Source organism: Vibrio sp. 10N.286.52.F8, from assembly GCF_041468745.1.
GTDB lineage: Bacteria > Pseudomonadota > Gammaproteobacteria > Enterobacterales > Vibrionaceae > Vibrio > Vibrio crassostreae_C.
The window spans coordinates 241,209-263,857 of record NZ_JBFRJF010000011.1; the positions used below are offsets into that span (position 1 = coordinate 241,209).

Genomic DNA, 22,649 nt, shown 5'->3' on the forward strand with positions numbered 1-22,649 from the left:
AACGTTGCCCGAAGGCAGTAGATAGAAAAACAGAATGGCAATTTACCATTCTGTTTATGATTAACACTTTTTTTGAACTTGAAGTCTCTTAACTTCTTAATCAAGCCAGTCTCTATATAGAGTAGGAGACTTACTTGATTTTTTCTCTCGCTAATGACTGAGAAATGATCACCAGTATTAACGACACCACTAACATCACTGTTGCTAGGGCGTTTACCTCAGGAGAGATACCCACTTTAACCATTGAGTAAATCTTCAGTGGTAAGATTTCATACGTTGGGCCGGTTACGAAAGAGCTAATGATTACATCGTCCAAAGACAGAGTGAAGCTCAATAACCAACCCGCAGCAACCGCTGGCTTAGCAAGAGGCAGAATGATCTGTTTTAGAATCGTCCATTCACTTGCACCTAAGTCTTTTGCTGCTTCTAGCATCTTCACATCAAAGCCATTCAAGCGACTGTATACCGTTACTACAACAAACGGTAGACAGAAGGTAATGTGAGCAGCAAGTAGGGTAAAGAACCCAAGTTGAACACCCATTACCAAGAATAGCGCAAGAAGCGAAATCGCCATTACGATATCTGGAGACATCATTACGATGAACAGCATGCCATTTACGATGCCTTTACCTTTAAATTGGTAACGGAATAGGGCTACTGCTGTAAGGCTCCCGACAATCGTTGCGGCTGTTGCTGAGAACACCGCTACGTTGATCGAGTGCCACGCAGCCTGCATTAGGCTGTCGTTGTTAATAAGCGCGTCATACCATTTAGTGGTGAAGCCACCCCATTTCATACCAAACTTATTGGCATTAAACGAGTTAGCGATCAATACGATAATAGGTAGGTATAGAAAGGCGTATACCAGCGCCATAAAGCTGAACTTAACTGTGCGCCCCATTAGTCTAGCTCCACTTTCTTGTTCAATAGCTTACCTGCTCGGTAGTAGGCATACAGCATCACAGCCATTGCCATGGTCAGTGCGATACTCGTCGCTGCGCCAAACGGCCAGTCTCGAGCGTTGAGCACTTGGCTCTTAATCACGTTACCAATCAATAGGTTCTTAGCTCCGCCTAATAGGTCAGAGATGTAGAACATACCTAACGCTGGCAGTAGCACTAACAAACAGCCGCCAATAATGCCCGGCATTGTTAGTGGTAGTACCACTTTCAATAGCGTTTGCAGTTTGTTCGCACCTAAATCTTTAGCCGCTTCTAAATACGTATCGTCCAGTTTTTCAATCGCTGAATACAGCGGCAGAATCATAAACGGAAGTAGGATGTACACTAAACCGATCATTACTGCGGTTTCTGAGTACATGATACGTAGCGGTTTATCAATGATATCTAACGCTAACAAGCTTTTGTTCAAGACACCTTGCGTACCCAGTACAATTTTTAATCCGTATGTACGAATCAAAGAGTTCGTCCAGAATGGTACTATCACTAGGAACAACATGATTGGACGCCACTTCGCCGGCATTTTTGCCACGATGTAAGCGAATGGGTAACCAATAATCAAACAAAGTAGGGTTGCGACAATTGCCATATAGAAAGAGTGCATCAACACTTTAAAATACAGCGGGTCAGCCAAACGCACGTAGTTATCGAGAGTGAAGGTCATCTCGATCAAGTTCGCTTCATCACGAGTTAAGAAGCTAGTACCAATGATCATAATGTTTGGAATCATCACGAACAACACTAACCAACCTGTGATTAAAGCAACAATTGCGTTTTGTAAATTAAACTTCTTGCTCATCTTCTAATACCACTTCCCAGCTCTCAACCCAAGTTACTGCAACTTTTTGGCCCAGTGAGTGATCAACATCAGGGTCATCTTCGTTGAAGAATTCGCTAACCATGACACGCATACCAGATTCAAGTTCTACGACTGAATCTAATGTCATGCCTTTATAGGTTCGCTCGACAATGTGGCCAACAATACCGCGTTGCTCTGACTCTTTAATTTCTTCGATTCGAAGATCTTCAGGGCGAAGCAATACTTGCAGTTTTTGACCCGGTGTTACGTCTTTATCGTGATAGATAATGGACTCTTCACCTTCGATTGTCGCAACAATGCGTTTTTCATCTTGACGAGATTTCGCTGTCGCTTCGAATACGTTAATTTCACCAATGAAACGCGCTACAAATAGGTTCTTAGGCTCTTCGTAGATCTCTCTTGGTGTTCCGTCTTGTTCAATCACGCCATCACGCATAACAATAATACGGTCAGACATAGACAGCGCCTCTTCTTGGTCATGCGTTACAAAAATGAACGTGATACCAAGTTGGCGTTGTAATTGTTTCAGCTCGATTTGCATCTGTTTACGTAGTTTGTAATCCAGAGCAGATAGAGATTCATCCAACAAAAGAACTTTAGGCTTATTAACGACAGCACGAGCGATTGCGATACGTTGCTGTTGGCCACCAGATAGCTGGTGTGGCTTTCGTTGTGCCATTTGTTCTAGGCGCACCATTTTCAAAGCATCCATTACACGAGGTTCAATCTCGCTGTTTGGAACTTTCTGCATGCGTAAGCCAAATGCCACATTGTCGAAAACGGTCATATGCGGGAATAGGGCATAGCTTTGGAATACAGTGTTTACATGCCTTTGTTCAGCAGGAACTTGGGTTACGTTTTGTTCAGCTAATAGTATTTGACCACTATCTGCCGTTTCAAAACCCGCAATCATTCTTAGCACGGTTGTTTTACCACAACCTGATGGGCCTAAAATCGTGAGAAACTCACCATGATTTACGTTTAAATCCAGATTGCCGATGACTTCCTTACCATCGAAACTTTTACTGATGCCAGTTAGCTGTACTACTGGCTTTCCTACTGATTTTTTAGCGTTCAACGTCTGTTTTTCTCCACCTTGGTTCTATTTGAGACCTGTTGCTATACACCTTTAAGGCGCGCATCATAATCACCAAAAACGTGAATTCAAAGCATTTTTTACCTTTCGAAGATAAAAAATTTCGCAGGTAAAAGTAAACATCCTTTACCATACTGTTATTTACTGGGTTTACACCCTAACAAGTGTCTAATTATTAACCATCAAGACGCAAAAGCAAGCCTTGTTACAGATTCATATTTTAGTTTGTATCCGACATATGAGTATAATGAAGGTAATTTTTTATCAATAAGTTAGGTGGCTTCGCTTAATCGGCACACCTAGGTATCAATATGAACAACGACATCGAAAAAGATTTTAATTTGGGCGGTAGTATCAACCGTGCACTTTCTGGCGATTATGAGCTCAAAGCAACGGCTGTATTCCAAGAAGCTTGGAAACATACGATAAGTCACTTTCTTTCGTTTTCCCCAGCGATTATTGCTTTGATGTTTGTGCAGCTCGCTATCTTTTATATCGCACTAAAACTACAGCTTGGTGATCCCGCGGTTATCTTAGATGCAGTTATCGACCCAGAGTCGTTTACGCCACAAATCGTTGAATCGATTTTTATCGCGAACTTTAGCTATGAAGTGATCAGTGCGCCTATCTATGCGGGTATCTGTTTAATGGCAATGAGTCACGCCGCTGGCCTACAAACCAAAGTACGCCACATCGGTAAAGGTTTGCAGTTTACGGTTCCGGTTATTCTAGTGACTTTGTTTAGCCTAATGCTGCAAGGCATCGCAGGTATGATTCTGCCGTTCTTGTCTATCTACTTCTCACTGGCGTTCAGCCATTCGATTCTGCTGATTTGTGATAAGAAAGTGCCGCCAATGCAATCGCTGCTGCTTTCTCTGCGTGCTGTCAACAAAAAAATCTTCACCGTTGCTTCTATCTACCTATTAGTAATGCTGATGTTCATCGTCGCGGCAATGATGTACGGCATTGGCCTTATCTTCGTTTTACCTTTCTTCTTCCACGTGAAAGGGATTCTTTACCGCGAGATGTTTGGCATTAAACTCAAACTGATCGCGTCAGACAGACCAAAGAGCGACGACGACCACAACGGTAGCAACAATAAAGACCCACAGGTATTCGATGCATAACAACTCTAAATTAAGCGCAAGTAAATCACTTGCGCTAAAAGTGACAGCATTAGCCTTAGTTGGCTCGATCTCGTTAGTTGGCCCAATGCTTTACCAACAAGAAGAAGAGCGCAGGCGAGCGGGGCAAAAGGCTTCAGACTCAGAGCAAAACTTTGGTGACTTGACCGTCTCTTCTGATAAGCCAGATTTCGCAGCGATTGAAGATGTAAATAAAAAGAAAGACACCTTCTTTTCTTATCTTCGCCCAAGTATCAACATCGAAAACAAGCGAATCACCAAAGAACGTGCGTTTCTAACCAAGCTTTCAGAGACGGGGTTGAACAATGTTGACTCTGAAGACGCGTCATACGCAAAGAGACTAGGGAAGCTGTATAGCCTGCCTGTACCTTCATCGGGCTTAGATGACGCTTGGCTGAAAGAAATGTTGAATCGTGTAAACGTGCTACCTGAAGCGCTTGTGTTAACTCAGGCGGCCAATGAATCAGCTTGGGGTACATCTCGTTTCGCCACTAAAGCAAATAACTATTTTGGACACTGGTGTTACACCAAAGGTTGTGGCCTTGTTCCGCTACAACGTAACGAAGGTAGCTCGCATGAAGTCGCAACATTCTCTTCAAGCCAAGAATCCGTACATCGGTATTTCATGAACCTTAATCGTAATCGTGCTTACGCCGATCTAAGAGTGATTCGTGCAAAACTTGATGCGCAAGGTGATGATCTTTTAACAACCGCAACGGCGACAGAGCTCACCAATGGCTTGTTAAAATATTCTGAGCGAGGTTCCGACTATGTGACTGATTTACAAGCTATGATCCGTCACAACGAGGTATACTGGAAAAAGTAACTCATTTTGATACCAACTTGGTTGCCTTCGATAGTCGGCTTATACCAGTAATATCACAAAAAGAGCAGCTCATTGGCTGCTCTTTCTATTTATAAACGCTCAACTTCGACAAGATTATAATAATGAAAAAGACAGCACTCGCTTTATTAGCCTCATTAAGCCTTGGGGTTTCTCTTCCTGCTACAGCGCAAGAATACATGTTCACGTATTCTAAGCTTTATACTCAGCTGAAAAACAACACCAAAGAAGGGCATGATGATGTCAAAGTTGCGGTCTTCTTTGTTGATCAACAAGCTCAGCAAACCTGTCACATCAGCAAAGCTTGGATGGAAAAAGAAGAGCACTACGAAGAGCTAAAAGTCTCTCCGGCCAATGAACTGCTTCTACCGGTAGATCAAAACCTACGCTCAGCAAACCCTCTTATCTTTGTACAAACTCAAGAACAAGAATGTGCGTATTCTTTGGTCGTGATGACTCAAGAGCCTTTAGTTGGAACTGTTGAAGTTACACAGATAGAAAATCTATTGCCACAGATGCAGGCGATGCTTGAAGACGTCAGCGGCATGTTCTCTGGTTGGTTCACGCCAGATATCCAAGGGTTAACGCTAGAGTTCGCTAATAAGCTGGAAGGCAACATCGAGCTTTCAAATGGTAAGCAACTACCAATCAAAGAAGGGCGAGCGAAATTCACCTTAGAAGAACTTCATGGAAGTGACAGCATCACGTTACCAGAACCAACAGTTCGCGTATTGCCGTACATTCCCGCGCAATAGTTTTTAACGGAATCATTGTTAGTGAAGTAAAAGCTTAGCGGAATCATTCCCCTAAGCTTTTACGACATATCTTAAAGCAGCCTCATCGAATTAGATCAGGCTGCTTTTCTTTATCTGCGATACCAACCGAGAGCATGTGAAACCGCGTTTCTCTACCAGCTAGGGAGCTTATCGAACAATAAAAGCAGAATCTTTCTATTACTCAGCTTGTTTATCCTGCCGTTACTATTTCAACATTAAATAAAAATCCGTATAATCCACGCCCTAAAACAGTCCCACTAGCAATCTACAGTCGGTAATACGACGGTGTGAGAGTCGCAATGAACCAAAACGATAATAGAAAAGAAACACTTGAATTCAACAAACTTCAGAAACGTCTGAGAAGAAATGTTGGAAATGCCATCATCGACTACAACATGATCGAAGAGAATGACGTAGTAATGGCATGTATTAGTGGCGGTAAAGATTCATTTGCGATGTTAGATATTTTGCTACGTTTACGTGAAGCAGCACCAATCAAATTTGATGTTGTGGCAGTAAACCTAGATCAAAAACAACCTGGGTTTCCTGAACACATTCTTCCTGAGTACTTTGAAACGCTGAACATTCCTTACTACATCGTAGATAAAGACACGTATTCAGTGGTTAAAGAGAAAGTGCCAGAAGGTAAAACAACGTGTGGCCTATGTTCTCGTCTTCGTCGTGGAACTTTGTACTCATTCGCAGAGAAGATTGGTGCAACTAAGATCGCTCTGGGTCACCACCTAGACGACATCGTTGAGACCATGTTCCTAAACATGTTCCACGGTGCGCGCTTAAAGGCTATGCCACCAAAGCTTCGTTCAGATGATGGTCGTAACGTTGTTATTCGTCCACTGACTTACTGTCGTGAAACGGACCTAATCAAATACGCAGAACATAAAGAGTTCCCAATCATTCCTTGTAACCTATGTGGCTCTCAAGAGAATCTACAGCGTCAGAACATTAAAGCGATGCTAATTGATTGGGATAAGAAAACGCCAGGTCGTGTTGAGAAGATCTTCAAGTCAATCCAGAACGTAAGTCCAAGCCAACTGGCTGACCGCGAGCTGTTTGACTTCGTGAACCTTCCACTAGACCGTAGTGAAGACCGCAAAGCGTACGAATTCGAAGAAGCTGAAATTTCATCTTCTAACATCGATGAGTCAATGTTCATCGACGTAACGAACGTATAATAAGAATAATCGTTGTAGAGCAATAGATGCGCCTACAACAGACAAACAAAAACGCCTCAAGCAATGCTTGAGGCGTTTTTTTATAAGTTAAACTATCCCTGACCTAACCTTTCGAAAGGTTAGGGTCTAGTGGGCTGACGTAACCAGACGGTTTAAGAGCCAACACATCACAGTTAATCTTATCGATAACATGTTCCGCGGTATTACCAATAAACACGGCAGACAAGCCAGTACGACCCGTTGTACCCAGAATCACCATCGCAGCGTTATTTTCAGAAGCGACGCGAGGAATAACATCTTCTGGCAAGCCTTGTTCAACCACAGTTTGTTCTTCACACATACCGTGCTTCTGGCGCAATGCTTTCATTGCCGTTAAGTGATGGCCACGAACCGCATCGGTATAAGACGTTGGATCAAACTCTGGCAGTTCAATGGTAATATTCGCAGGTGTCACAGGGTAGGCATTCACCAAGAACGGTTCCGCATCCAAACGACCGGTGATCTCTAGCAATCTGTCGACCATCGTATCGTTAAGCTCTAAATGAGCTTCTGTTTCAGAACCTACATGAACTGAAGCAAAAATCTTCGCGTGATCTGGCCAGAAATCGTTTTTAACCAATAGCACTGGGCTAGGGCACTTTCTCAATAAATGCCAATCGGTTGGAGTAAAGATGACAGATTCCAAGGTATCGTGCTTACGCGTGCCTTTGATTAAGATGTCGTGCTCACCACTGTAAACCTCGGCAATGATCGCTTCGTATGGGCGGTTGTGCCAAACCACTTGTACATTAAATTCAATAGAATCATCTAGGTAAGGTTCTGCGACTTTATTCATCCAAATTTCGCGTTGATGAATTACGCCTTTGCGCATTGCGTCTCTTTCATCGATAGAGAGCATAGATGTCATTTCATACGAGAAGTCGTATATCGACAAAAAGAAAGTGATGTGGCTTGTTGAGGTGCTTTTCTTAGCAAGTTGGATAGCACGAACTAGAGCAGGTTGCTCATCGTGATTAATGTCTGCGACAACTAAAATTTTGTTATAGATACTCATAACTAAGCCTACTTTTCAGACCGAACATATAAATAATGTAGCGTAGTTATGGAGAGATTAAGAGAAATATAAGAGGTTTTAAGAGAGAAACATGATGTAGCTCATTATTGAACTACATCATTGATATCTAGACTATTCTTTTGAAACGCCAGCAAGTTCCATCAACGCATCGTGATCTTCGATAGTGATATATTTGCCTTTAACGCTCAAGATGTCTGCTTTTTGGAAACGGCCTAGAAGACGGCTAATTGTTTCAACAGTCAAACCAAGGTAGTTACCAATATCACCACGAGTCATCGTTAGGCGGAACTCACGCGGGCTGAAGCCACGTTGAGAGAAGCGAGTAGAAAGGTTGTAAAGGAATGCAGCAAGGCGCTCTTCCGCGTTCTTCTTAGAAAGAAGCAGAATCATTTCTTGGTCACCTTTAATCTCATTACTCATCAGGCGCATAATTTGCTGACGCAATTTAGGCATTTTTCCTGATAGGTCATCAAGAATCTCATATGGGATTTCACATACCATAGAAGTTTCTAGCGCTTGTGCGAAACTAGGGTGTTGGTCACCAGTAATCGCATCGAAGCCAACAAGATCGCCCGCTAGGTGGAACGCAGTAATCTGCTCATCACCTTGCTCAGTAATCGTGTAGCTCTTGATCGTTCCAGAGCGAATAGCATATAGAGATTTAAGCTCGTCACCGGCTTTAAATAACTCTTGGCCTTTTTGAATAGGCTTTTTTCTCTCAATGATCTGATCAAGTTGATCGAGTTCAGATTCATTCAAAGTAAACGGAATACAGAGCTGGCTAATACTACAATCCTGGCAATGGATCGCACAGCCACCAGACTGAACACGTTTCGTCACAGGCTTTTCAGAAATCATAACAATCTTTCACTATTTGATATACGTCAATATTTTAGCATTCCTTTATCCAGTTGGGTAGTAAAAAAACCGGATTTAAAGATTACCTATACGGTATAAATAATGAGCTGCAATGCCATATATCCGGTATAGAAACCGTAAAGGAGGATTAAAATTGCGCCTAATTGGCGAAATAAGTCAGCTTGTTGCAGTTTTTTGAGGAAATTAGCGCCCATGCCTACTGTGAGCATTGCTGGAAGCGTACCTAAACCGAAAGCAAGCATAATACCTGCACCGTTGTACCAACTTCCTGATACGGCCGCCCACGTAAGCATTGAGTAAACTAAGCCACATGGTAGCCAACCCCAAATAAAGCCAAACGGCAAAGCATGGCTAGGGTGCTTCAAGGGTAGAAATGATTTACCTAAAGGAGAGATATAGCGCCATAGTTTCTGCCCGACTTTTTCAAAGAACAACAAGCCGAACCACCATTTACCGATATACAAACCTAAGACGATCATAAAGCCAGCTGCAAATAATCGCAGCCAACCTAGCAGAGCGTTAAAATCGCTTAGCTGACCTATCGAAGAGATTGCACCGCCAATCACACCACCAATCACGGCATAACTTAGCAAGCGCCCTAGGTTATAAAGTAGGGGAATAACAGGGGAAGGTTTACTGTTGCCAATCGAAAGAAGCGACGCAATACCACCACACATTCCCATGCAATGGCCTGCGCCGATCAATCCAACAACAAAGGCTCCGATCCAATCAGGCGTCATCGTTCTTTTTGTCTACGTTAGTTTGGCTTTCGCTGTTAGCTTTCTCATTCTTGACAGGTTTACTATCAGAATGGTTGTGAGCCTTTTCGTCTTCATCAAACAGTATATTGTGACCTTGACGTTCTAGGTCTTCAAACTGTTCGCTCTTCACCGCCCATAGAAAAATACCAACAGCGATGCACACCAGTACAATCGCAATGGGGATCAGGATGTATAAACTTTCCATTATTTACCTTGCTCTTTTAAAAGCCTTAACGAGTTAGACACAACAATAATAGAGCTGGCAGACATGCCCACAACGGCAATGTATGGAGCAACCAAACCCGCGACAGCCAATGGAAGGATAAGTAAGTTATATCCTAATGACCAAGCTAGGTTTTCACGAATTATCTTACGTGTTTTTAACGCCAAAGTACGCGACTTAAGTAATCTATCGAGCTTATCACCCAGTAACACCATATCCGCAGAAGCTTTCGCCACATCGGTACCGCCGCCCATAGCGACAGAAAGGTGGGCACCTGCAAGAATAGGGGCATCGTTAATGCCATCGCCAACCATCATGGTAATGTCACTTGCATCTCGAGAGTTCAGGTAAGCAAGTTTATCTTCAGGTTTCGCGTTAGCAACAATATCAGTAATACCAATCTCTTCAGCAACAGGCTTCGCGTTAATCAAAGAATCGCCAGTAAGCAGAGTTGTTTTGATGCCCGCTTCTTTAAATTGCTTAATAAACTCGATGCTTTCTTTACGGATTGGATCTTCATAAGTAAATGTAGCGATATGACGACCCGCCATCGACAAGTAAATGCCGTTGCTTTCCGATGGTTGAGCTTCACCTAGAATGAATTCACTACTACCAATCGCAACTTCTTGGCCATTCCACTCACCAGTGATACCTGAACCAATCACGTTATTAACTGACTCTACTTCGATCTCATCAGAAAGATGAGTCTTGAACGCTTTAGCGATAGGGTGGTTAGCGTGTTGTTCCAGGCTCGCCGCTACTTTGAGACAAGTGTCTTTATCAAGTTCAGCGAAGGTTTCAACTTGGCTGATACGAATATCACCCTCAGTCAATGTACCTGTTTTATCGATGATCAAGTGATTCACTTTGCACAAGGTTTCGAATACGTGGCCTTTGCGCAGCAAAATACCGAAGTTACCCATGCGAGACGTTGAACAAGTAATCGCCGTCGGTGTTGCCAGTGACAGAGCACAAGGACACGTTGCGACCAATACCGAAAGCATGATCCAGAAAGCGTCTTCTGGTCGTGTTTGGTGCCAGTAAAACCAAGTGCCGAATGAGATGATTAAGATAACCGCAACAAAGTATCGAGCCACAACATCAGCAATTTCTGCAATGCGAGGTTTAGACAGTTGCGCTTCGTCTTGCAGGCGAACGATGTTGGAAATCACCGAATCCGCTTTTGATGTCATCACTTCCAGTTCAAACGACTCGTCACCATTCAATGTACCAGCGTAGACAGTATCGCCTTCGTTTTTGACCACATGGATAGATTCGCCAGTCAGCATCGATTCATCGATATGAACTCTGCCAGACAATACTTTGCCATCGGCAGGAATGTGCTCACCCGGTAGAACGCGAATTTGGTCGCCAACTTTTAAGGTTTTGACTGGAACTTGTTCGCCATCTAACGTTGTTGCCATAGCAGGAACGAGCTTAAGCAGGTTACCACTAGCAGCGGCGGCTTTACGACGAGCGCGCATTTCAAGGAAACGACCAAGCAGTAGGAAGAAGGTAAACATCGAGATAGATTCGAAGAATACTTCACCTTTCTCTGTCACCGTTGCGACCAAACTTGCAACGTAGGCAAACAAAAGAGCGATCGACACAGGTACATCCATACCCAATGTTCGACCTTTGAGGCTACGCCACGCGTTGATATAGAAAGGCAATGCAGAGTAGAGCAGAACCGGTGTTGCAAAGATTAAGCTCACCCAACGGAAGTAGCTTTTGAATTCGGGCTCAAGGTTACCGAAGACTTCAAGATACAACGCCACAGCCAGCATCATGACCTGCATGGTTGCTAAACCAGCAATACCAAGACGATAGAGATAATTCTTCATCGATCGATGATAGGCGGCTTCTTGTTGATCAGCCTCAAAAGGTGCGGCTTTGTAGCCTAAGGTATGGATTGCAGACAACAGCTCGCTCAGTTTCGTCTGAGTGTTGTCCCAACTGAGCAGGGCGCGGTTAGTCGTGGTATTAACACGAATACTAACAACCCCTAACTTTGAAGAGACTTGCTTCTCAATAAGCCATGCACAAGCAGCACAAGAGACACCTTCTAGTGACAATGTCACTTCAGAGGTATTTTCAGAGTTACGGACGAACTCCAATTGAACATCTTCGTTGTCGTAATGACTGAGTGCCAGAAGTTGCTCTGGCACGAGATCCGCTTTTTCAGCTGGAGCGGTACGATATTGGTAGTAAGAGACCAGACCGCTATCAACGATTGTCTGGGCTACGGTTTCGCAACCCGGACAACACATAGGTCGCACCGATCCTAAGATTTCTACTTTAAAATCCGTTTCCGCTGGTACATCTTCACCGCAGTGATAACAGGATTCACACATAAGATTTAGTTCGTTAGTTGAGTAGGAGTATCAATAGGGAAGTTCATGCGACCTTGCACTAACCATTCAGAATCATGCGGAGAAAGCTCGATAAACCATGGACCTTGCATTTCATGATCCAGAGTCAACGTGTAGTTGCCTCTCGCATCAGCGGTCAGTAGCTGAGTAAAATCACGGTCAGGCAGCGTTCGGTGCACGAACATTGCGCTAATAGCAGGGAAGTGGTCTAGTTTGCCTTTGTCGAGAGTAATGATAACTGAGTTACCTTTCTCGCTAACTGAAGCTGATAAGCCAAGCTCTTTAGCAACATTTACTTTCGAAATGTCGACATTAATACCTTTACCTTTTTTATAGTAATCTTCAGTGACAACGTTAACTGAATGGTTGGTAAGTATCGCGACTCGAACCAATGTTAGCATAGAAACGCCAACGGTTAGGAAGATCAAAAACCACGGCCAAAACTGCTTATACCAAGGTTGTTCCATATTATTATTCTCAATATATACAATGAAATAAAACTAATTTTTACAAACACTTAAGGTTATAACTGTAAAAGAAAGACAGCCCCTTAAGAAGGGGCTGTTATTATTATGTTACTCTTTATCTGAGTTGCTGAGGCTCCAGACGTAGGCAGAGACGAGCTGAACCTTATCCTCACCGAGGATGTCCTTCCAAGCCGGCATTACACCAGAACGTCCGTACATGACTGTTTCCGTCACATCAGCGCGAGAATCGCCGAATAGCCAGTCGCGGTCAGTCAGGTCAGGGGCGCCAACAGCAGGGTTACCCTTACCATCAGTACCGTGACAGGCTGCACACACTACAAAGCGCGCTTTACCAGCCTCTGCTTCACGTGCGTTTACGCTACGACCAGAAAGGCTAAGCGTGTAGCTAACTACTTCTTTTACGCCTTCTTCGCCAAGAGCGTCTTTCCAACCTGGCATTTGACCGACACGACCATGCATGATGGTAGTAACGATAGCTTGTGGTTCACCACCATATAGCCATGCGTCATCAGTTAGGTTCGGGAAACCTTTCTGACCACGTGCATCAGAGCCGTGACACTGAGAACAGTTTTGTAGGAACAAACGTTGGCCCACTTTGATTGCATCGGCATCTGATGCAATGTCAGGGACAGAACGTAGACCGTTTTCGTCGTGAGCTAGCTTTCTGAAAGCTTCACCAAAGTAGGTGTCAGCATCATCAAGTTCTTTCGCGTATGCGTCTAACTGTTTGTTTGCTTGCGCAGCAGCGATTGCAGAGCGAGACTCTTCTACGCTACGAACTGTTTGGTTTGAACTCGTCCAACCTAGTAGACCTTTAAAGTTGCCAAGGCCTGGGTATAGAGCTAGATAAACAGCTGCAAACACAATTGTGCTAACGAAAAGGTATGTCCACCATTTAGGTAGCGGGTTATTAAGCTCACGAATACCATCGTATTCATGGCCCATATCCTGACCTTCTTCTACACCTGTTTTATCGTTGGAACACCAACGAAGTAAGGCTGCACAGCCAATCAATGTACCGATTGTGATTACTGTTACCCAAATACTCCAGAATGTACTCATTACTTCGTCACTCCTTGATTTTTATCTTTCGCAGGTGCTTCATCAGCGAACACTAGGTTTGCATCTTCGTCGAAGCGCGACTTACGATTTTTACCGAAAGCCCACCAAACGATGCCGATGAAACAAGCAAAAACAGTAACAGTCCAAACACTTTGAAATGTAATAATGTCCATAATTATTCCTTATTTCATTGCGTGGCCAAGCGATTGAAGGTAAGCGATGATTGCATCCATCTCTGTTTTTCCTTCAACATCTTGTTTAGCGTTAGCAATTTGTTCGTCTGTGTAAGGAACACCAAATTGATTACGGAAGATTTCAAGCTTCTGTTTAGTCAATTTGCCATCAAGTACATTCTCAGCAAGCCATGGGAAACCAGGCATGTTTGATTCAGGAACAAGTTCGCGAGGGTCGATAAGGTGAACACGGTGCCACTCATCAGAGTAACGATCACCAACACGCGCTAGATCAGGACCAGTACGCTTAGAACCCCATAGGAATGGGTGTTCCCAAACACTTTCGCCAGCTACAGAGTAGTGACCGTAACGTTCAGTTTCAGAGCGGAAAGGACGAATCATTTGGCTGTGACATACGTTACAACCTTCGCGAATGTAGATATCACGACCTTCCATTTCCAGAGCAGAGTAAACACGTAGGTTTTCTACAGGTTCAGTAGTCTGCTTTTGGAAAATAAGCGGGGTAATTTCTACTAAAGCACCAAAACTGATAGCAATAACGATAAGAATCGCTAGTAGGCCAACATTCTTCTCTACCAACTCATGGCGATTATTTGAATTTGAGCTCATTCTAAATCTCCTTAAGCCGGTTGAGGGATAGCTTTAAGGCTATCTTTAGGTGCAGAAACAGTTTTGTACGTGTTGTATGCCATTAAGAACATACCAGATAGGAAGATGAAACCACCTAAGAAACGTACAAAGTAGAACGGGTAAGACGCTTCTACAGATTCAACGAAGCTGTAAGTTAATGTACCGTCAGAGTTAACTGCACGCCACATCAGACCTTGCATCACGCCAGAGATCCACATTGCTACAATGTAGAAAACCGTACCAATCGTTGCTAACCAGAAGTGAACATTGATTAGGGATACAGAGTACATACGCTCTTGACCAAATAGTTTAGGAACTAAGTGGTAAACCGAACCGATAGAAACCATTGCAACCCAACCTAACGCACCAGAGTGAACGTGACCGATAGTCCAGTCCGTGTAGTGAGATAGTGCGTTAACCGTTTTGATTGCCATCATTGGGCCTTCGAAAGTCGACATGCCGTAGAATGATAGAGAAACGATTAGGAAACGTAGGATTGGGTCGTAGCGAAGCTTATGCCACGCACCAGATAGAGTCATAATACCGTTGATCATGCCACCCCAAGATGGAGCAAACAGAACCAAAGACATAACCATACCTAGAGATTGAGTCCAGTCAGGAAGTGCAGTGTAGTGTAGGTGGTGAGGACCAGCCCAGATATACAGAGACACGAGAGCCCAGAAGTGAACAATCGACAAACGGTAAGAGTAAACAGGGCGACCAGCTTGTTTAGGAACGAAGTAGTACATCATGCCTAGGAAACCAGCTGTCAATAGGAAGCCTACCGCATTGTGTCCGTACCACCATTGCACCATTGCATCGATCGCTCCGGAATAAATCGAGTACGATTTAAACGCAGAGACAGGAACAGCTAGGCTGTTAACGATGTGCAACACGGCAACCGTGATAATGAAGGCTCCGAAGAACCAGTTTGCTACGTAAATGTGCGATGTCTTACGTTTAATCATGGTTCCGAAGAACACGACCGCATAAGCTACCCACACAAGAGTAATAGCAATATCGATTGGCCATTCAAGTTCTGCGTATTCTTTACCAGAGGTTAAACCTAACGGTAAAGTAATTGCAGCGGACAGGATAATCGCTTGCCAACCCCAAAAGGTAAAGGCTACGAGAGGGCCACCAAAGAGACGCGTCTGACAGGTACGTTGTACAACATAATATGATGTTGCAAACAGCGCACTTGTACCGAACGCAAAAATAACCGCATTAGTATGCAGGGGACGTAAACGACTGTACGTCAACCACGGCGTATCAAAGTTTAGCTGTGGCCAAACTAATTGAGCGGCAATCAAAACACCAACGCCCATACCGACAATACCCCACAAAATTGTAACTAGGGTAAATTGACGGACGACCGTATAGTTGTAGTTTTGTTCAAGCTGCTTTTCTTGGCTCATTTGCATGCTTCCAATTTCTTATTTACTACACTTTACTTCCAACACGACTCACGTCGTAATGCCACCCAAATTAGAAAAGGAAATTCAGCCTATTCAGGGCTTTATTTCCACTTGCTGATTTTAAAAAAAAGTGGCATTTTCAACGCGACACTATACTTGAATTAACAAATCAATGACAGAGTAGTAACCTTACGCTTGGTCTGGAATTGGATTTTTATTTAAAAACTTTGAACTTTGTAACAAGGAGTAAAGATTATAATGGCGGCACAAAAGCTAACAAAAGGCAGGCTTGTTCAAATTATCGTCATGTTGGTTATTTTAATAGCTGCATTTACTTGGAGAACAGTAACATACGATAATAACGAAACAATAAACTGTATAGTTTCAAAACCTTGTAAATTTGGTATTGATAATCATAATGTTTCAGTTTCAAGCAATAACCTAGGGTATTCGATCGAAACATCTAAAACTGGCAAATTTATCATTAGCTATAATGAAAGCGGAATTCTGGAAGAAAAAGGACCATCAAATTGGCTGTTACAAACTAGTGATAAGACCTCCTCAATAACGGTTACATTTCCACAACAGGTGAGCACGTTTTCTGTAAACCTTTCTAAGGAGTAACAGAGAGAAACTGGGGCACACCTCGGTTCTTTTGATAGAAACATGTACCAAATCAGTGAAACACAATGCATTAAAGTGTTATAAAGAGAGCATTAATAAAGTTACCCAGAATCTATGAAATTTCTATCAAAAGTCTCTTACTCCCTAGACGATAAAATCGCAGTAGATGAGTTGCTCAGCGGGGTGGAAAACCCTGACGATATTGCTTGTCTTATTTGCTACTGCACAGAAGAGTATTCGACACTCGCTGTGCAGAGATATTTCGTAGATGCTCTCCCGAACACTCCCATACATGGCTGTACTACTTGTCACGGCATTATGACCGAAACTGGTTTTCATTCTGGTCCAGTCATTGGCGTCCTCATTATTTATGACTCGGGGATCAACGCCTATGGTACGGGAATCGAACATTTCAGCGACTCCATAGACCGCAGTACCTTCAGCGCGATAGACAAAGCACTCAAGAACGCCAACCGAGAAGGTGAAATTCCTGATCTTATCTTGCTGCATTCCACACCGGGTAACGAAGAAAAGGTGATGGCGGCTATCGATAAGAAATTTGGTACTGAAGTGCCAATTATTGGTGGCAGTGCTGCAGACAACCAGGTTTCCGGAAATTGGAGTATCTTCACCGAAGAGTCGCTGTCTATAAATGGTGTGTCTTTAACGGTAGTGTTTGCGTCTCAGTCCATCTATTCCTCTTTCAGCGCGGGTCATACGCCTACGCGGTATTCAGGCACCGTGACCAAAGTAAGAAACCGAATTTTGTTGGAGATAGACCACAGGCCAGCCGTCACCGTTTACAACGAATGGACTAATTTCCACTTAGATGGCAGTGATGATGGCTACATATTCGAAAAGTCGTCAGTCTACCCATTAGGCAGGAAAGTCGGCTCTTCTTACGATTACCCATATTTCAAATTGTCTCATTCGATCAGAGAGACGGAGTGTAATGGGATTGAGCTGTTCACAGACATCAGTGAAGGCGACACCATCTACCTGATGCAAGGGTCTAAGCAGCAGTTGATTAGCCGCGCCGCGAATATCATTCACTCCTCATACTACAACGACATGGATCTTGAAGAGAAACTAGGGGCGATCAATATCTTTTGTGCAGGCCCAATGTTGAACCTTAAACAAGATATGGATGAGGTTTGTGACCAAATAAATCAAGCACTTAATGGGCTCCCATACATATGTCCGTTTACGTTTGGTGAACAAGGCAGGCTCTCTGGTGGCGAGAATGCACACGGGAATTTAATGGTATCGTCTGCAACGTTTTATAGGTTGAAAAAGTAATGGGTTCTGAAGGTCAAGAAGCGCTGCAAGAAGCACGTATTGAACTGCAAAAACTAAAAGCCCGTGAGCGAAAGCTGGCTGAAGAGAACAGGGTGATCTTATCAACCATCTCTGCGATCAGTAAGGCAAGTAACATATCTGAGATATTCTCCAGTCTCGAGTTCGTGCTCAAAAAATACATTAAGTTTGATGACTTTATCGTGGTATCAAGGGTAGGGAACGAAGGCAGTTTCAAAACCCTGCTAAGCAATAACAAAGTCTTCGAACAGATGAATTGGAGTGATTGTGGCAAGTTATCTCGAGTGATCAATGGAGAATGCGCCATCCTTTTTGAACCCAAGTCTCTGGGTGAATTCAATTCCTTACATCCCATTATCCTCGATCAAATCAACTCTGTTCTAATTACTGGTATCGATAGCGGACTAACACAATCCGTCATCATCTTTATCCACTCGAATACCAAGCACTTTAGTATTGAAACTAAGGCCACACTAAACCGTTTTCGACCGTTGATAGAGCGTGCTGTTTTCGATATTGAGAACAAAGAAAAGCTTGAAGCAACCGTTCGAGAACGTACCGCAGAGCTTGTCACAGCAAGAAAAGACGCAGAAAGAGCCAACAAGGCCAAGTCTGAATTCCTCGCGATGATGAGTCATGAATTAAGAACACCGCTAAATGCCATAATTGGCCTAATAGACACCCTAAAATCCACATCATTGAACGAAGAACAACAGTCTATACTGCTTAATATGAGCACATCATCTGAGCTATTGCTGGCAATTATCAGTGACGTATTGGATTTTTCTAAGATTGAATCTGGGTGTTTCTCGTTGGCTCCTCAATGGAGCAACGTAAGAGACACTGTAACTTTTGTATTGTCTGAACAAAAGAAGACAGCAGACGATAAAGGTTTGCCGCTAACAGTAACTAGCGATATCCCTGAAGGTGAACTTCATTACATCGACCCAAGTCGCTTGGCACAGATCCTATTTAATTTGATCGGTAACGCGATTAAGTTCACTGAGCGTGGGCATGTCCATGTTTCTATAAAGTACCAGCAGAGCTCTTTCTATATAACGGTGGAAGACACAGGGATTGGCATTAGCTCGCAACAACTTTCGTCGCTGTTCAGTCCATTTGTGCAAGCTGATAGCACAATCACACGCAGATTTGGTGGCACAGGTTTAGGCTTGGCCATCACTAAAAGACTGGTTGAACTGATGCGCGGGCGCATATCGGTAAAGAGTGAGCCTGGAAAAGGCTCCAAATTCGAAGTACAGTTGCCAGTGCTTACTAGAGTTACGAATAATCTGGCTAACAAAGAAGACGAATCTTCACGAGAGTTAAGAAGCCGTTATTCCGTGTTAGTTGTCGAAGACAATCCAACGAATCAAATGGTGATAAAGTTAATCCTTACAAGACAAGGCCACGAGGTTTTCATCGCAAGTAATGGTGAAGAAGCGATTGGCTTTATTGAAAGAGGCAACGAATCAATAGACATTATCTTAATGGATGTGTCGATGCCGGTCATGGATGGATTAACCACAACCAAATACATGAGAGACGCAAACATCAAAACACCAATCGTTGCGCTAACAGCACACACATCAGTAGAAGACAAATGTTCGTGCTTAGATGTCGGCATGAATGATTTCGTGACCAAGCCAGTAAGAACTAAAGAGATCACAGAAGCAATTGATCGATTAATGCTTGAAGTCTAATAAACGTATTCTTAATCGAAGATTAGGAAATATGTTTATTAGGTATTTTATGGTAAATAGCCTTACTGTTAAATAGAACATCGATTTGGTAGATAAACAAGAGGCAGGGCATCGCACAAAGATACCTGCCTTATAAACACCAAACACCATTTAACATAATATACATAATACGCACTGAGCTAGTGCTTTATTTGGGGTGGCTGCCATCAGTGCTAATCCCGCGCAAGTCATTGAAATCGCTTTTAATCCTAGCCCGTTGTACTTTTTTGCAATGTGTTCCCACATCTGTTTAATCTCTGGATTTTCGTTGCGGTCAGCGTGACAACCAAGCAATGCAATCTCAGGGTCAATACCTGAGTTCTCAGCCAAGAAAACTGCTTCTGAATCAGTAAGTTGGCGAACACCTTTTCTAATTTTACTTATCTTCGGTGGATCAAGGTTCAAGTCGTGTGCAACTTGCTTGTCTTGTATGTAATTTTTCGCCTTTTTGTAGGCATTAATTAATTCTGATGAGTACATTTGGCACCTCCATTTTGTTCATTGTAGCTGCAAAGTTGCCATAAATCGCATCTTGTAATTGCCATTGGTCGCAACTAGGATTGCCACATATCGCAACTCAACCTGCTTTGGTTGATTAATTATGGTGGCTTCTATGTTCCAAATTGAATCTATTGAATACAGCTCTGTTTTGAAATCTGAACACGTTAGCTTCTCTAACTACCCAGATTTCACACACGCGTCTGTGTCTCTTCATAATTCACCATTAGAAATCTACTTCGAGTTCTTAGTTAGCGAACTTGAGTTTGGCCAACGCACTATTGGCGAAGAACTTTTTCATACTGTGTCGTTTACCAGTTCTCAAGCTAGCTGCTCTGACGCTTTCACTTTCACGTTTGATAACGACCAAGAACTCGAACAGTTCTGCGCGTTCTACAGTTTGGTACGTTAATCATGGATTCTATCTACTTCGACAACGAACCCAATCACGGTATCAACGCCTATTTCCCTTGGGGTCATAATTTCTTCAAGACTCCGCGTGATTTCTTCCAGTTCATGGAAGCTCACTACGGCATGGTGTCATTTCAGGTTGTTGAAATCACAGATGAGAACTACCAAGAGCTTTTGGTTAAGGGTGTGTTCCATGCCATCTAAAAAGCCTCATAAGTTCCATGATGAGATTCGTCCTGTTCAAGTGGATCACCTAGCCTTTTCGTTTTCGTACGGTTCACTTAGACACTTGGACAGCTCGAACGAACAAGACTTTATCAACATGCAATTTCCTGAGTTTAAGAAACAAACCGTCAAAGGACGTCTTAACTCACCAGAAGCTATAGAGAAATCAATCGAGTTACACCGTAATAAATGCCGTAAGGTTTTAGCCGATAGGTTTGATGAGTTCATGGCGAAAGTCTTTAACTTCCGTCTGTCACCTATGCGTGGCCGTGGCTTACATGGCTATGAAGATTCGATGGTGATTTACGATTCTACGGGAACGGTTGAATGTGGTTTGGTTGGTGTTGGTGGTAACAACGATACGGTTTACGTACAAATCAATGGTACGGGTTGCGCTAAGTTGTTCGACTTCACCACTCACAAAAAGGTGCATTGGTGGTTGTCACTTTTGGGTATCACTCGCCTAGCCCGTTTGGATCTCTGCGTGGATGACTACACCGGAATCTTTGACTGTAAATATGCTGAGAAATGTTTTTATGAGGGAGCATTTCGCACTGCTTCTCGTGGACGTGGTCCCACAATGGTTCCTCATAAGCGCGTTTCACAATCCGGTGAATTATCAGAGGAAGCCGTTCTTGTTGGCTCTCGTACCTCTGCAATCTACTGGCGTGTGTACAACAAGAAGTTTGAGCAAAACATCGCTGACCCTGAAGTGATTTGGTACCGCAATGAAGTGGAATTGAAGAAGTGCGATTTGGCACTACTCGCCTCGCCTGCTTCGGCCTTTGCTGGTCTGTGTGACTTCTCGGCCAGTATCGACCCTGCTGAACCAATGAAGATTGAGCTTAACAAAAAGAAAGCAGGTCTTGAGTTCTTCGCTCGTATTGCTTGGGTTCGTCGTCAATGTGGCAAAGCTCTATCTGAAGTTGTTGCAATGACTGAGGGTGACTTGGGTGAAGCATTCGGAATGCTCATTCCTACGCATCATAGACGTGCAAACTTTGAAACCTCGTTAGGCATTCCTGACGAATACACTAAACAGAAAATCGAAATTTTGGAGTCAAGAATATGCCTACAATAACTGGTATTGCTATCAAGCGTTTCCCTAAATCCAACATGGAATTTGCGGAATTGTCAGTCCTACGTGCTGTTGAAGAAGTTGATAACGAGAAGTTTCAACAAACTGGCATCGGCTTCTCAACTGATATCCCTTACAACAAACAAGCGTTAAAAATTGATGTGGCTTACGCACGTCAGCTTATCCAATCACGCGCTTTTGTTGCAAACCGTGACTACGAACTGAGCTTTGGTGCTAACCCAGACGATCCACTCGACATCTTGGTTAACAAGCTTGTCCCTACTGATGCTGAAGTTCAAAAGCACTTCGAAGCATCTATCAAGAAATAAACTAAATTCGGAATTGTTATGCCTAAGTGTGCTTTACCAAATGAAGATGGTTTTCTAGCTCTTGTTGATACGTCAGTTGAATCCTGTACAGGGGTCATTGTTATTACGGCTAGTGATTATGAATATTTGATGGGGTTTACTCAGGTTTCTTCAATCGAAGCTACTGCGGTTTTTGGTGGGGCTTTCTCACTAGTTTTCGTCAGCGGCTTTGCTATGTCATACGCCATTAAGATGGTGATTAAGTTAATTAAAATTTTATAAGGAAACAAAATTATGGAAGCTATTTGGGCTGCTGTGGATTTCGCTGATGTTGCAACTAAAGTAGGTGCTGCGGGTGTGGCTATTGTTGGAATCACTATGGCTTACAAGGCAATTGGTCTTGCTAAGCGTGCTGTAAAGTCTGCGTAACTAATGGGAGTATTTGAGTGTGCTGATTGCCATACATGACCTGATACTTATGGTATTTGCTCTTTTGGGTGGCTTGTCTGGT

At 43.3% G+C, this 22,649-nt stretch carries 27 protein-coding genes; 13 read left to right on the plus strand and 14 right to left on the minus strand.

Going from position 1 to position 22,649, the window contains the following annotated elements; translation table 11 throughout:
* Positions 1-130: 130 nt before the first annotated feature.
* The 3 genes from potC to potA are packed head-to-tail and all read right to left on the minus strand — an operon-like array spanning position 131 to position 2,857.
* Positions 131-901, minus strand: coding sequence for a spermidine/putrescine ABC transporter permease PotC (potC, locus tag AB4133_RS07380; RefSeq protein ID WP_017059629.1), 771 nt, complete (start codon positions 899-901; stop codon positions 131-133).
* Positions 901-1,758 carry a spermidine/putrescine ABC transporter permease PotB gene (potB, locus tag AB4133_RS07385; protein ID WP_017059630.1) on the minus strand — a complete coding sequence of 286 codons (858 nt, stop codon included), beginning with the start codon at positions 1,756-1,758 and terminating at the stop codon, positions 901-903. Before potB ends, potC begins: the two co-directional genes overlap by 1 nt.
* The gene (potA, locus tag AB4133_RS07390; protein ID WP_017059631.1) at positions 1,742-2,857 is read right to left on the minus strand and encodes a spermidine/putrescine ABC transporter ATP-binding protein PotA; all 1,116 of its coding nucleotides are present in this window, start codon (positions 2,855-2,857) and stop codon (positions 1,742-1,744) included. Before potA ends, potB begins: the two co-directional genes overlap by 17 nt.
* A gap of 329 nt (positions 2,858-3,186) precedes the next feature.
* Here potA and AB4133_RS07395 point away from each other — a divergent pair, with 329 nt between their 5' ends.
* The 4 genes from AB4133_RS07395 (at position 3,187) to ttcA (ending at position 6,833) form a co-directional block, all read left to right on the plus strand.
* Entirely contained in the window at positions 3,187-4,002 is an 816-nt protein-coding gene (locus tag AB4133_RS07395; RefSeq protein ID WP_017063864.1) for a membrane protein, read from the plus strand.
* A complete protein-coding gene (locus tag AB4133_RS07400) occupies positions 3,995-4,846 on the plus strand; it encodes a glucosaminidase domain-containing protein (RefSeq protein ID WP_102393736.1) in 852 nt (283 codons plus the stop codon). Before AB4133_RS07395 ends, AB4133_RS07400 begins: the two co-directional genes overlap by 8 nt.
* A 122-nt stretch (positions 4,847-4,968) precedes the next feature.
* Positions 4,969-5,619, plus strand: coding sequence for a DUF2987 domain-containing protein (locus AB4133_RS07405; RefSeq protein WP_136974288.1), 651 nt, complete (start codon positions 4,969-4,971; stop codon positions 5,617-5,619).
* Positions 5,620-5,939: 320 nt separating this feature from the next.
* Positions 5,940-6,833, plus strand: coding sequence for a tRNA 2-thiocytidine(32) synthetase TtcA (gene ttcA / locus AB4133_RS07410; RefSeq protein WP_017059635.1), 894 nt, complete (start codon positions 5,940-5,942; stop codon positions 6,831-6,833).
* A gap of 103 nt (positions 6,834-6,936) precedes the next feature.
* Here ttcA and uspE read toward each other — a convergent pair whose 3' ends face one another.
* The 10 genes from uspE to ccoN all read right to left on the minus strand — a co-directional run bounded on the left by uspE (position 6,937) and on the right by ccoN (position 15,941).
* The gene (gene uspE / locus AB4133_RS07415; RefSeq protein ID WP_017070547.1) at positions 6,937-7,887 is read right to left on the minus strand and encodes a universal stress protein UspE; all 951 of its coding nucleotides are present in this window, start codon (positions 7,885-7,887) and stop codon (positions 6,937-6,939) included.
* Between the two features lie 132 nt (positions 7,888-8,019).
* Complete coding sequence (locus AB4133_RS07420) at positions 8,020-8,766, minus strand: FNR family transcription factor (RefSeq protein WP_017059637.1); 747 nt, start codon at positions 8,764-8,766, stop codon at positions 8,020-8,022.
* An 86-nt stretch (positions 8,767-8,852) separates the two neighbouring features.
* A complete protein-coding gene (locus AB4133_RS07425; RefSeq protein ID WP_017059638.1) occupies positions 8,853-9,527 on the minus strand; it encodes a sulfite exporter TauE/SafE family protein in 675 nt (224 codons plus the stop codon).
* Positions 9,517-9,753, minus strand: a complete 237-nt coding sequence (ccoS, locus tag AB4133_RS07430) for a cbb3-type cytochrome oxidase assembly protein CcoS (RefSeq protein WP_017059639.1) — start codon at positions 9,751-9,753, stop codon at positions 9,517-9,519. Before ccoS ends, AB4133_RS07425 begins: the two co-directional genes overlap by 11 nt.
* The gene (locus tag AB4133_RS07435; protein WP_136974290.1) at positions 9,753-12,125 is read right to left on the minus strand and encodes a heavy metal translocating P-type ATPase metal-binding domain-containing protein; all 2,373 of its coding nucleotides are present in this window, start codon (positions 12,123-12,125) and stop codon (positions 9,753-9,755) included. The genes ccoS and AB4133_RS07435 overlap by 1 nt, the downstream gene beginning before the upstream one ends.
* 5 nt (positions 12,126-12,130) lie before the next feature.
* Positions 12,131-12,610 carry a FixH family protein gene (locus AB4133_RS07440; protein ID WP_017059641.1) on the minus strand — a complete coding sequence of 160 codons (480 nt, stop codon included), beginning with the start codon at positions 12,608-12,610 and terminating at the stop codon, positions 12,131-12,133.
* Between the two features lie 108 nt (positions 12,611-12,718).
* Positions 12,719-13,693, minus strand: coding sequence for a cytochrome-c oxidase, cbb3-type subunit III (ccoP, locus tag AB4133_RS07445; protein ID WP_017063857.1), 975 nt, complete (start codon positions 13,691-13,693; stop codon positions 12,719-12,721).
* Positions 13,693-13,866, minus strand: a complete 174-nt coding sequence (locus AB4133_RS07450; protein WP_004733679.1) for a CcoQ/FixQ family Cbb3-type cytochrome c oxidase assembly chaperone — start codon at positions 13,864-13,866, stop codon at positions 13,693-13,695. Before AB4133_RS07450 ends, ccoP begins: the two co-directional genes overlap by 1 nt.
* Positions 13,867-13,875: 9 nt before the next feature.
* Positions 13,876-14,496, minus strand: a complete 621-nt coding sequence (gene ccoO / locus AB4133_RS07455; RefSeq protein WP_017059643.1) for a cytochrome-c oxidase, cbb3-type subunit II — start codon at positions 14,494-14,496, stop codon at positions 13,876-13,878.
* An 11-nt stretch (positions 14,497-14,507) separates the two neighbouring features.
* A complete protein-coding gene (gene ccoN / locus AB4133_RS07460) occupies positions 14,508-15,941 on the minus strand; it encodes a cytochrome-c oxidase, cbb3-type subunit I (protein WP_009846707.1) in 1,434 nt (477 codons plus the stop codon).
* Between the two features lie 252 nt (positions 15,942-16,193).
* Here ccoN and AB4133_RS07465 point away from each other — a divergent pair, with 252 nt between their 5' ends.
* The 3 genes from AB4133_RS07465 to AB4133_RS07475 all read left to right on the plus strand — a co-directional run bounded on the left by AB4133_RS07465 (position 16,194) and on the right by AB4133_RS07475 (position 19,579).
* A complete protein-coding gene (locus AB4133_RS07465; protein ID WP_136974291.1) occupies positions 16,194-16,559 on the plus strand; it encodes a hypothetical protein in 366 nt (121 codons plus the stop codon).
* Positions 16,560-16,673: 114 nt separating this feature from the next.
* Positions 16,674-17,858 carry an FIST signal transduction protein gene (locus tag AB4133_RS07470; RefSeq protein ID WP_017059646.1) on the plus strand — a complete coding sequence of 395 codons (1,185 nt, stop codon included), beginning with the start codon at positions 16,674-16,676 and terminating at the stop codon, positions 17,856-17,858.
* Complete coding sequence (locus tag AB4133_RS07475; protein ID WP_017059647.1) at positions 17,858-19,579, plus strand: ATP-binding protein; 1,722 nt, start codon at positions 17,858-17,860, stop codon at positions 19,577-19,579. The genes AB4133_RS07470 and AB4133_RS07475 overlap by 1 nt, the downstream gene beginning before the upstream one ends.
* A 150-nt stretch (positions 19,580-19,729) precedes the next feature.
* On the opposite strand, the gene AB4133_RS07480 is transcribed toward AB4133_RS07475, so the two are convergent.
* Positions 19,730-20,098, minus strand: coding sequence for a DUF3693 domain-containing protein (locus AB4133_RS07480; protein ID WP_108091740.1), 369 nt, complete (start codon positions 20,096-20,098; stop codon positions 19,730-19,732).
* Between the two features lie 133 nt (positions 20,099-20,231).
* Between AB4133_RS07480 and AB4133_RS07485 the strand changes: the two genes are divergently transcribed.
* From AB4133_RS07485 to AB4133_RS07510, 6 genes are read left to right on the plus strand one after another with little or no spacing between them, the layout of a single operon-like run.
* Positions 20,232-20,528: a hypothetical protein gene (locus AB4133_RS07485; protein ID WP_372224154.1), complete on the plus strand. Its 297-nt coding sequence runs from the start codon at positions 20,232-20,234 to the stop codon at positions 20,526-20,528.
* 2 nt (positions 20,529-20,530) lie between these two features.
* Positions 20,531-20,731 carry a hypothetical protein gene (locus AB4133_RS07490; protein ID WP_016786329.1) on the plus strand — a complete coding sequence of 67 codons (201 nt, stop codon included), beginning with the start codon at positions 20,531-20,533 and terminating at the stop codon, positions 20,729-20,731.
* Entirely contained in the window at positions 20,721-21,833 is a 1,113-nt protein-coding gene (locus AB4133_RS07495) for a replication initiation factor domain-containing protein (RefSeq protein WP_050653502.1), read from the plus strand. Before AB4133_RS07490 ends, AB4133_RS07495 begins: the two co-directional genes overlap by 11 nt.
* On the plus strand, positions 21,821-22,159 hold the full coding sequence (locus AB4133_RS07500) for a DUF1293 family protein (protein ID WP_016786327.1): 339 nt from the start codon (positions 21,821-21,823) through the stop codon (positions 22,157-22,159). The genes AB4133_RS07495 and AB4133_RS07500 overlap by 13 nt, the downstream gene beginning before the upstream one ends.
* 18 nt (positions 22,160-22,177) lie before the next feature.
* Positions 22,178-22,420 carry a single-stranded DNA-binding protein gene (locus AB4133_RS07505; RefSeq protein ID WP_048612092.1) on the plus strand — a complete coding sequence of 81 codons (243 nt, stop codon included), beginning with the start codon at positions 22,178-22,180 and terminating at the stop codon, positions 22,418-22,420.
* A gap of 12 nt (positions 22,421-22,432) precedes the next feature.
* Entirely contained in the window at positions 22,433-22,567 is a 135-nt protein-coding gene (locus AB4133_RS07510) for a membrane protein (RefSeq protein WP_048612093.1), read from the plus strand.
* The last annotated feature ends 82 nt before the right edge of the window (positions 22,568-22,649 follow it).

What these genes read in the sequence shown, in the direction of transcription:
- potC (WP_017059629.1), bottom strand. Translation starts at nt 901, where the DNA reads ATGGGGCGCACAGTTAAGTTCAGCTTTATGGCGCTGGTATACGCCTTT.
- potB (WP_017059630.1), bottom strand. Translation starts at nt 1,758, where the DNA reads ATGAGCAAGAAGTTTAATTTACAAAACGCAATTGTTGCTTTAATCACA.
- AB4133_RS07395 (WP_017063864.1), top strand. Translation starts at nt 3,187, where the DNA reads ATGAACAACGACATCGAAAAAGATTTTAATTTGGGCGGTAGTATCAAC.
- AB4133_RS07400 (WP_102393736.1), top strand. Translation starts at nt 3,995, where the DNA reads ATGCATAACAACTCTAAATTAAGCGCAAGTAAATCACTTGCGCTAAAA.
- AB4133_RS07405 (WP_136974288.1), top strand. Translation starts at nt 4,969, where the DNA reads ATGAAAAAGACAGCACTCGCTTTATTAGCCTCATTAAGCCTTGGGGTT.
- ttcA (WP_017059635.1), top strand. Translation starts at nt 5,940, where the DNA reads ATGAACCAAAACGATAATAGAAAAGAAACACTTGAATTCAACAAACTT.
- uspE (WP_017070547.1), bottom strand. Translation starts at nt 7,887, where the DNA reads ATGAGTATCTATAACAAAATTTTAGTTGTCGCAGACATTAATCACGAT.
- AB4133_RS07420 (WP_017059637.1), bottom strand. Translation starts at nt 8,766, where the DNA reads ATGATTTCTGAAAAGCCTGTGACGAAACGTGTTCAGTCTGGTGGCTGT.
- AB4133_RS07425 (WP_017059638.1), bottom strand. Translation starts at nt 9,527, where the DNA reads ATGACGCCTGATTGGATCGGAGCCTTTGTTGTTGGATTGATCGGCGCA.
- ccoS (WP_017059639.1), bottom strand. Translation starts at nt 9,753, where the DNA reads ATGGAAAGTTTATACATCCTGATCCCCATTGCGATTGTACTGGTGTGC.
- AB4133_RS07435 (WP_136974290.1), bottom strand. Translation starts at nt 12,125, where the DNA reads ATGTGTGAATCCTGTTATCACTGCGGTGAAGATGTACCAGCGGAAACG.
- AB4133_RS07440 (WP_017059641.1), bottom strand. Translation starts at nt 12,610, where the DNA reads ATGGAACAACCTTGGTATAAGCAGTTTTGGCCGTGGTTTTTGATCTTC.
- ccoP (WP_017063857.1), bottom strand. Translation starts at nt 13,693, where the DNA reads ATGAGTACATTCTGGAGTATTTGGGTAACAGTAATCACAATCGGTACA.
- AB4133_RS07450 (WP_004733679.1), bottom strand. Translation starts at nt 13,866, where the DNA reads ATGGACATTATTACATTTCAAAGTGTTTGGACTGTTACTGTTTTTGCT.
- ccoO (WP_017059643.1), bottom strand. Translation starts at nt 14,496, where the DNA reads ATGAGCTCAAATTCAAATAATCGCCATGAGTTGGTAGAGAAGAATGTT.
- ccoN (WP_009846707.1), bottom strand. Translation starts at nt 15,941, where the DNA reads ATGCAAATGAGCCAAGAAAAGCAGCTTGAACAAAACTACAACTATACG.
- AB4133_RS07465 (WP_136974291.1), top strand. Translation starts at nt 16,194, where the DNA reads ATGGCGGCACAAAAGCTAACAAAAGGCAGGCTTGTTCAAATTATCGTC.
- AB4133_RS07470 (WP_017059646.1), top strand. Translation starts at nt 16,674, where the DNA reads ATGAAATTTCTATCAAAAGTCTCTTACTCCCTAGACGATAAAATCGCA.
- AB4133_RS07475 (WP_017059647.1), top strand. Translation starts at nt 17,858, where the DNA reads ATGGGTTCTGAAGGTCAAGAAGCGCTGCAAGAAGCACGTATTGAACTG.
- AB4133_RS07480 (WP_108091740.1), bottom strand. Translation starts at nt 20,098, where the DNA reads ATGTACTCATCAGAATTAATTAATGCCTACAAAAAGGCGAAAAATTAC.
- AB4133_RS07485 (WP_372224154.1), top strand. Translation starts at nt 20,232, where the DNA reads ATGTTCCAAATTGAATCTATTGAATACAGCTCTGTTTTGAAATCTGAA.
- AB4133_RS07490 (WP_016786329.1), top strand. Translation starts at nt 20,531, where the DNA reads ATGGATTCTATCTACTTCGACAACGAACCCAATCACGGTATCAACGCC.
- AB4133_RS07495 (WP_050653502.1), top strand. Translation starts at nt 20,721, where the DNA reads ATGCCATCTAAAAAGCCTCATAAGTTCCATGATGAGATTCGTCCTGTT.
- AB4133_RS07500 (WP_016786327.1), top strand. Translation starts at nt 21,821, where the DNA reads ATGCCTACAATAACTGGTATTGCTATCAAGCGTTTCCCTAAATCCAAC.
- AB4133_RS07505 (WP_048612092.1), top strand. Translation starts at nt 22,178, where the DNA reads ATGCCTAAGTGTGCTTTACCAAATGAAGATGGTTTTCTAGCTCTTGTT.
- AB4133_RS07510 (WP_048612093.1), top strand. Translation starts at nt 22,433, where the DNA reads ATGGAAGCTATTTGGGCTGCTGTGGATTTCGCTGATGTTGCAACTAAA.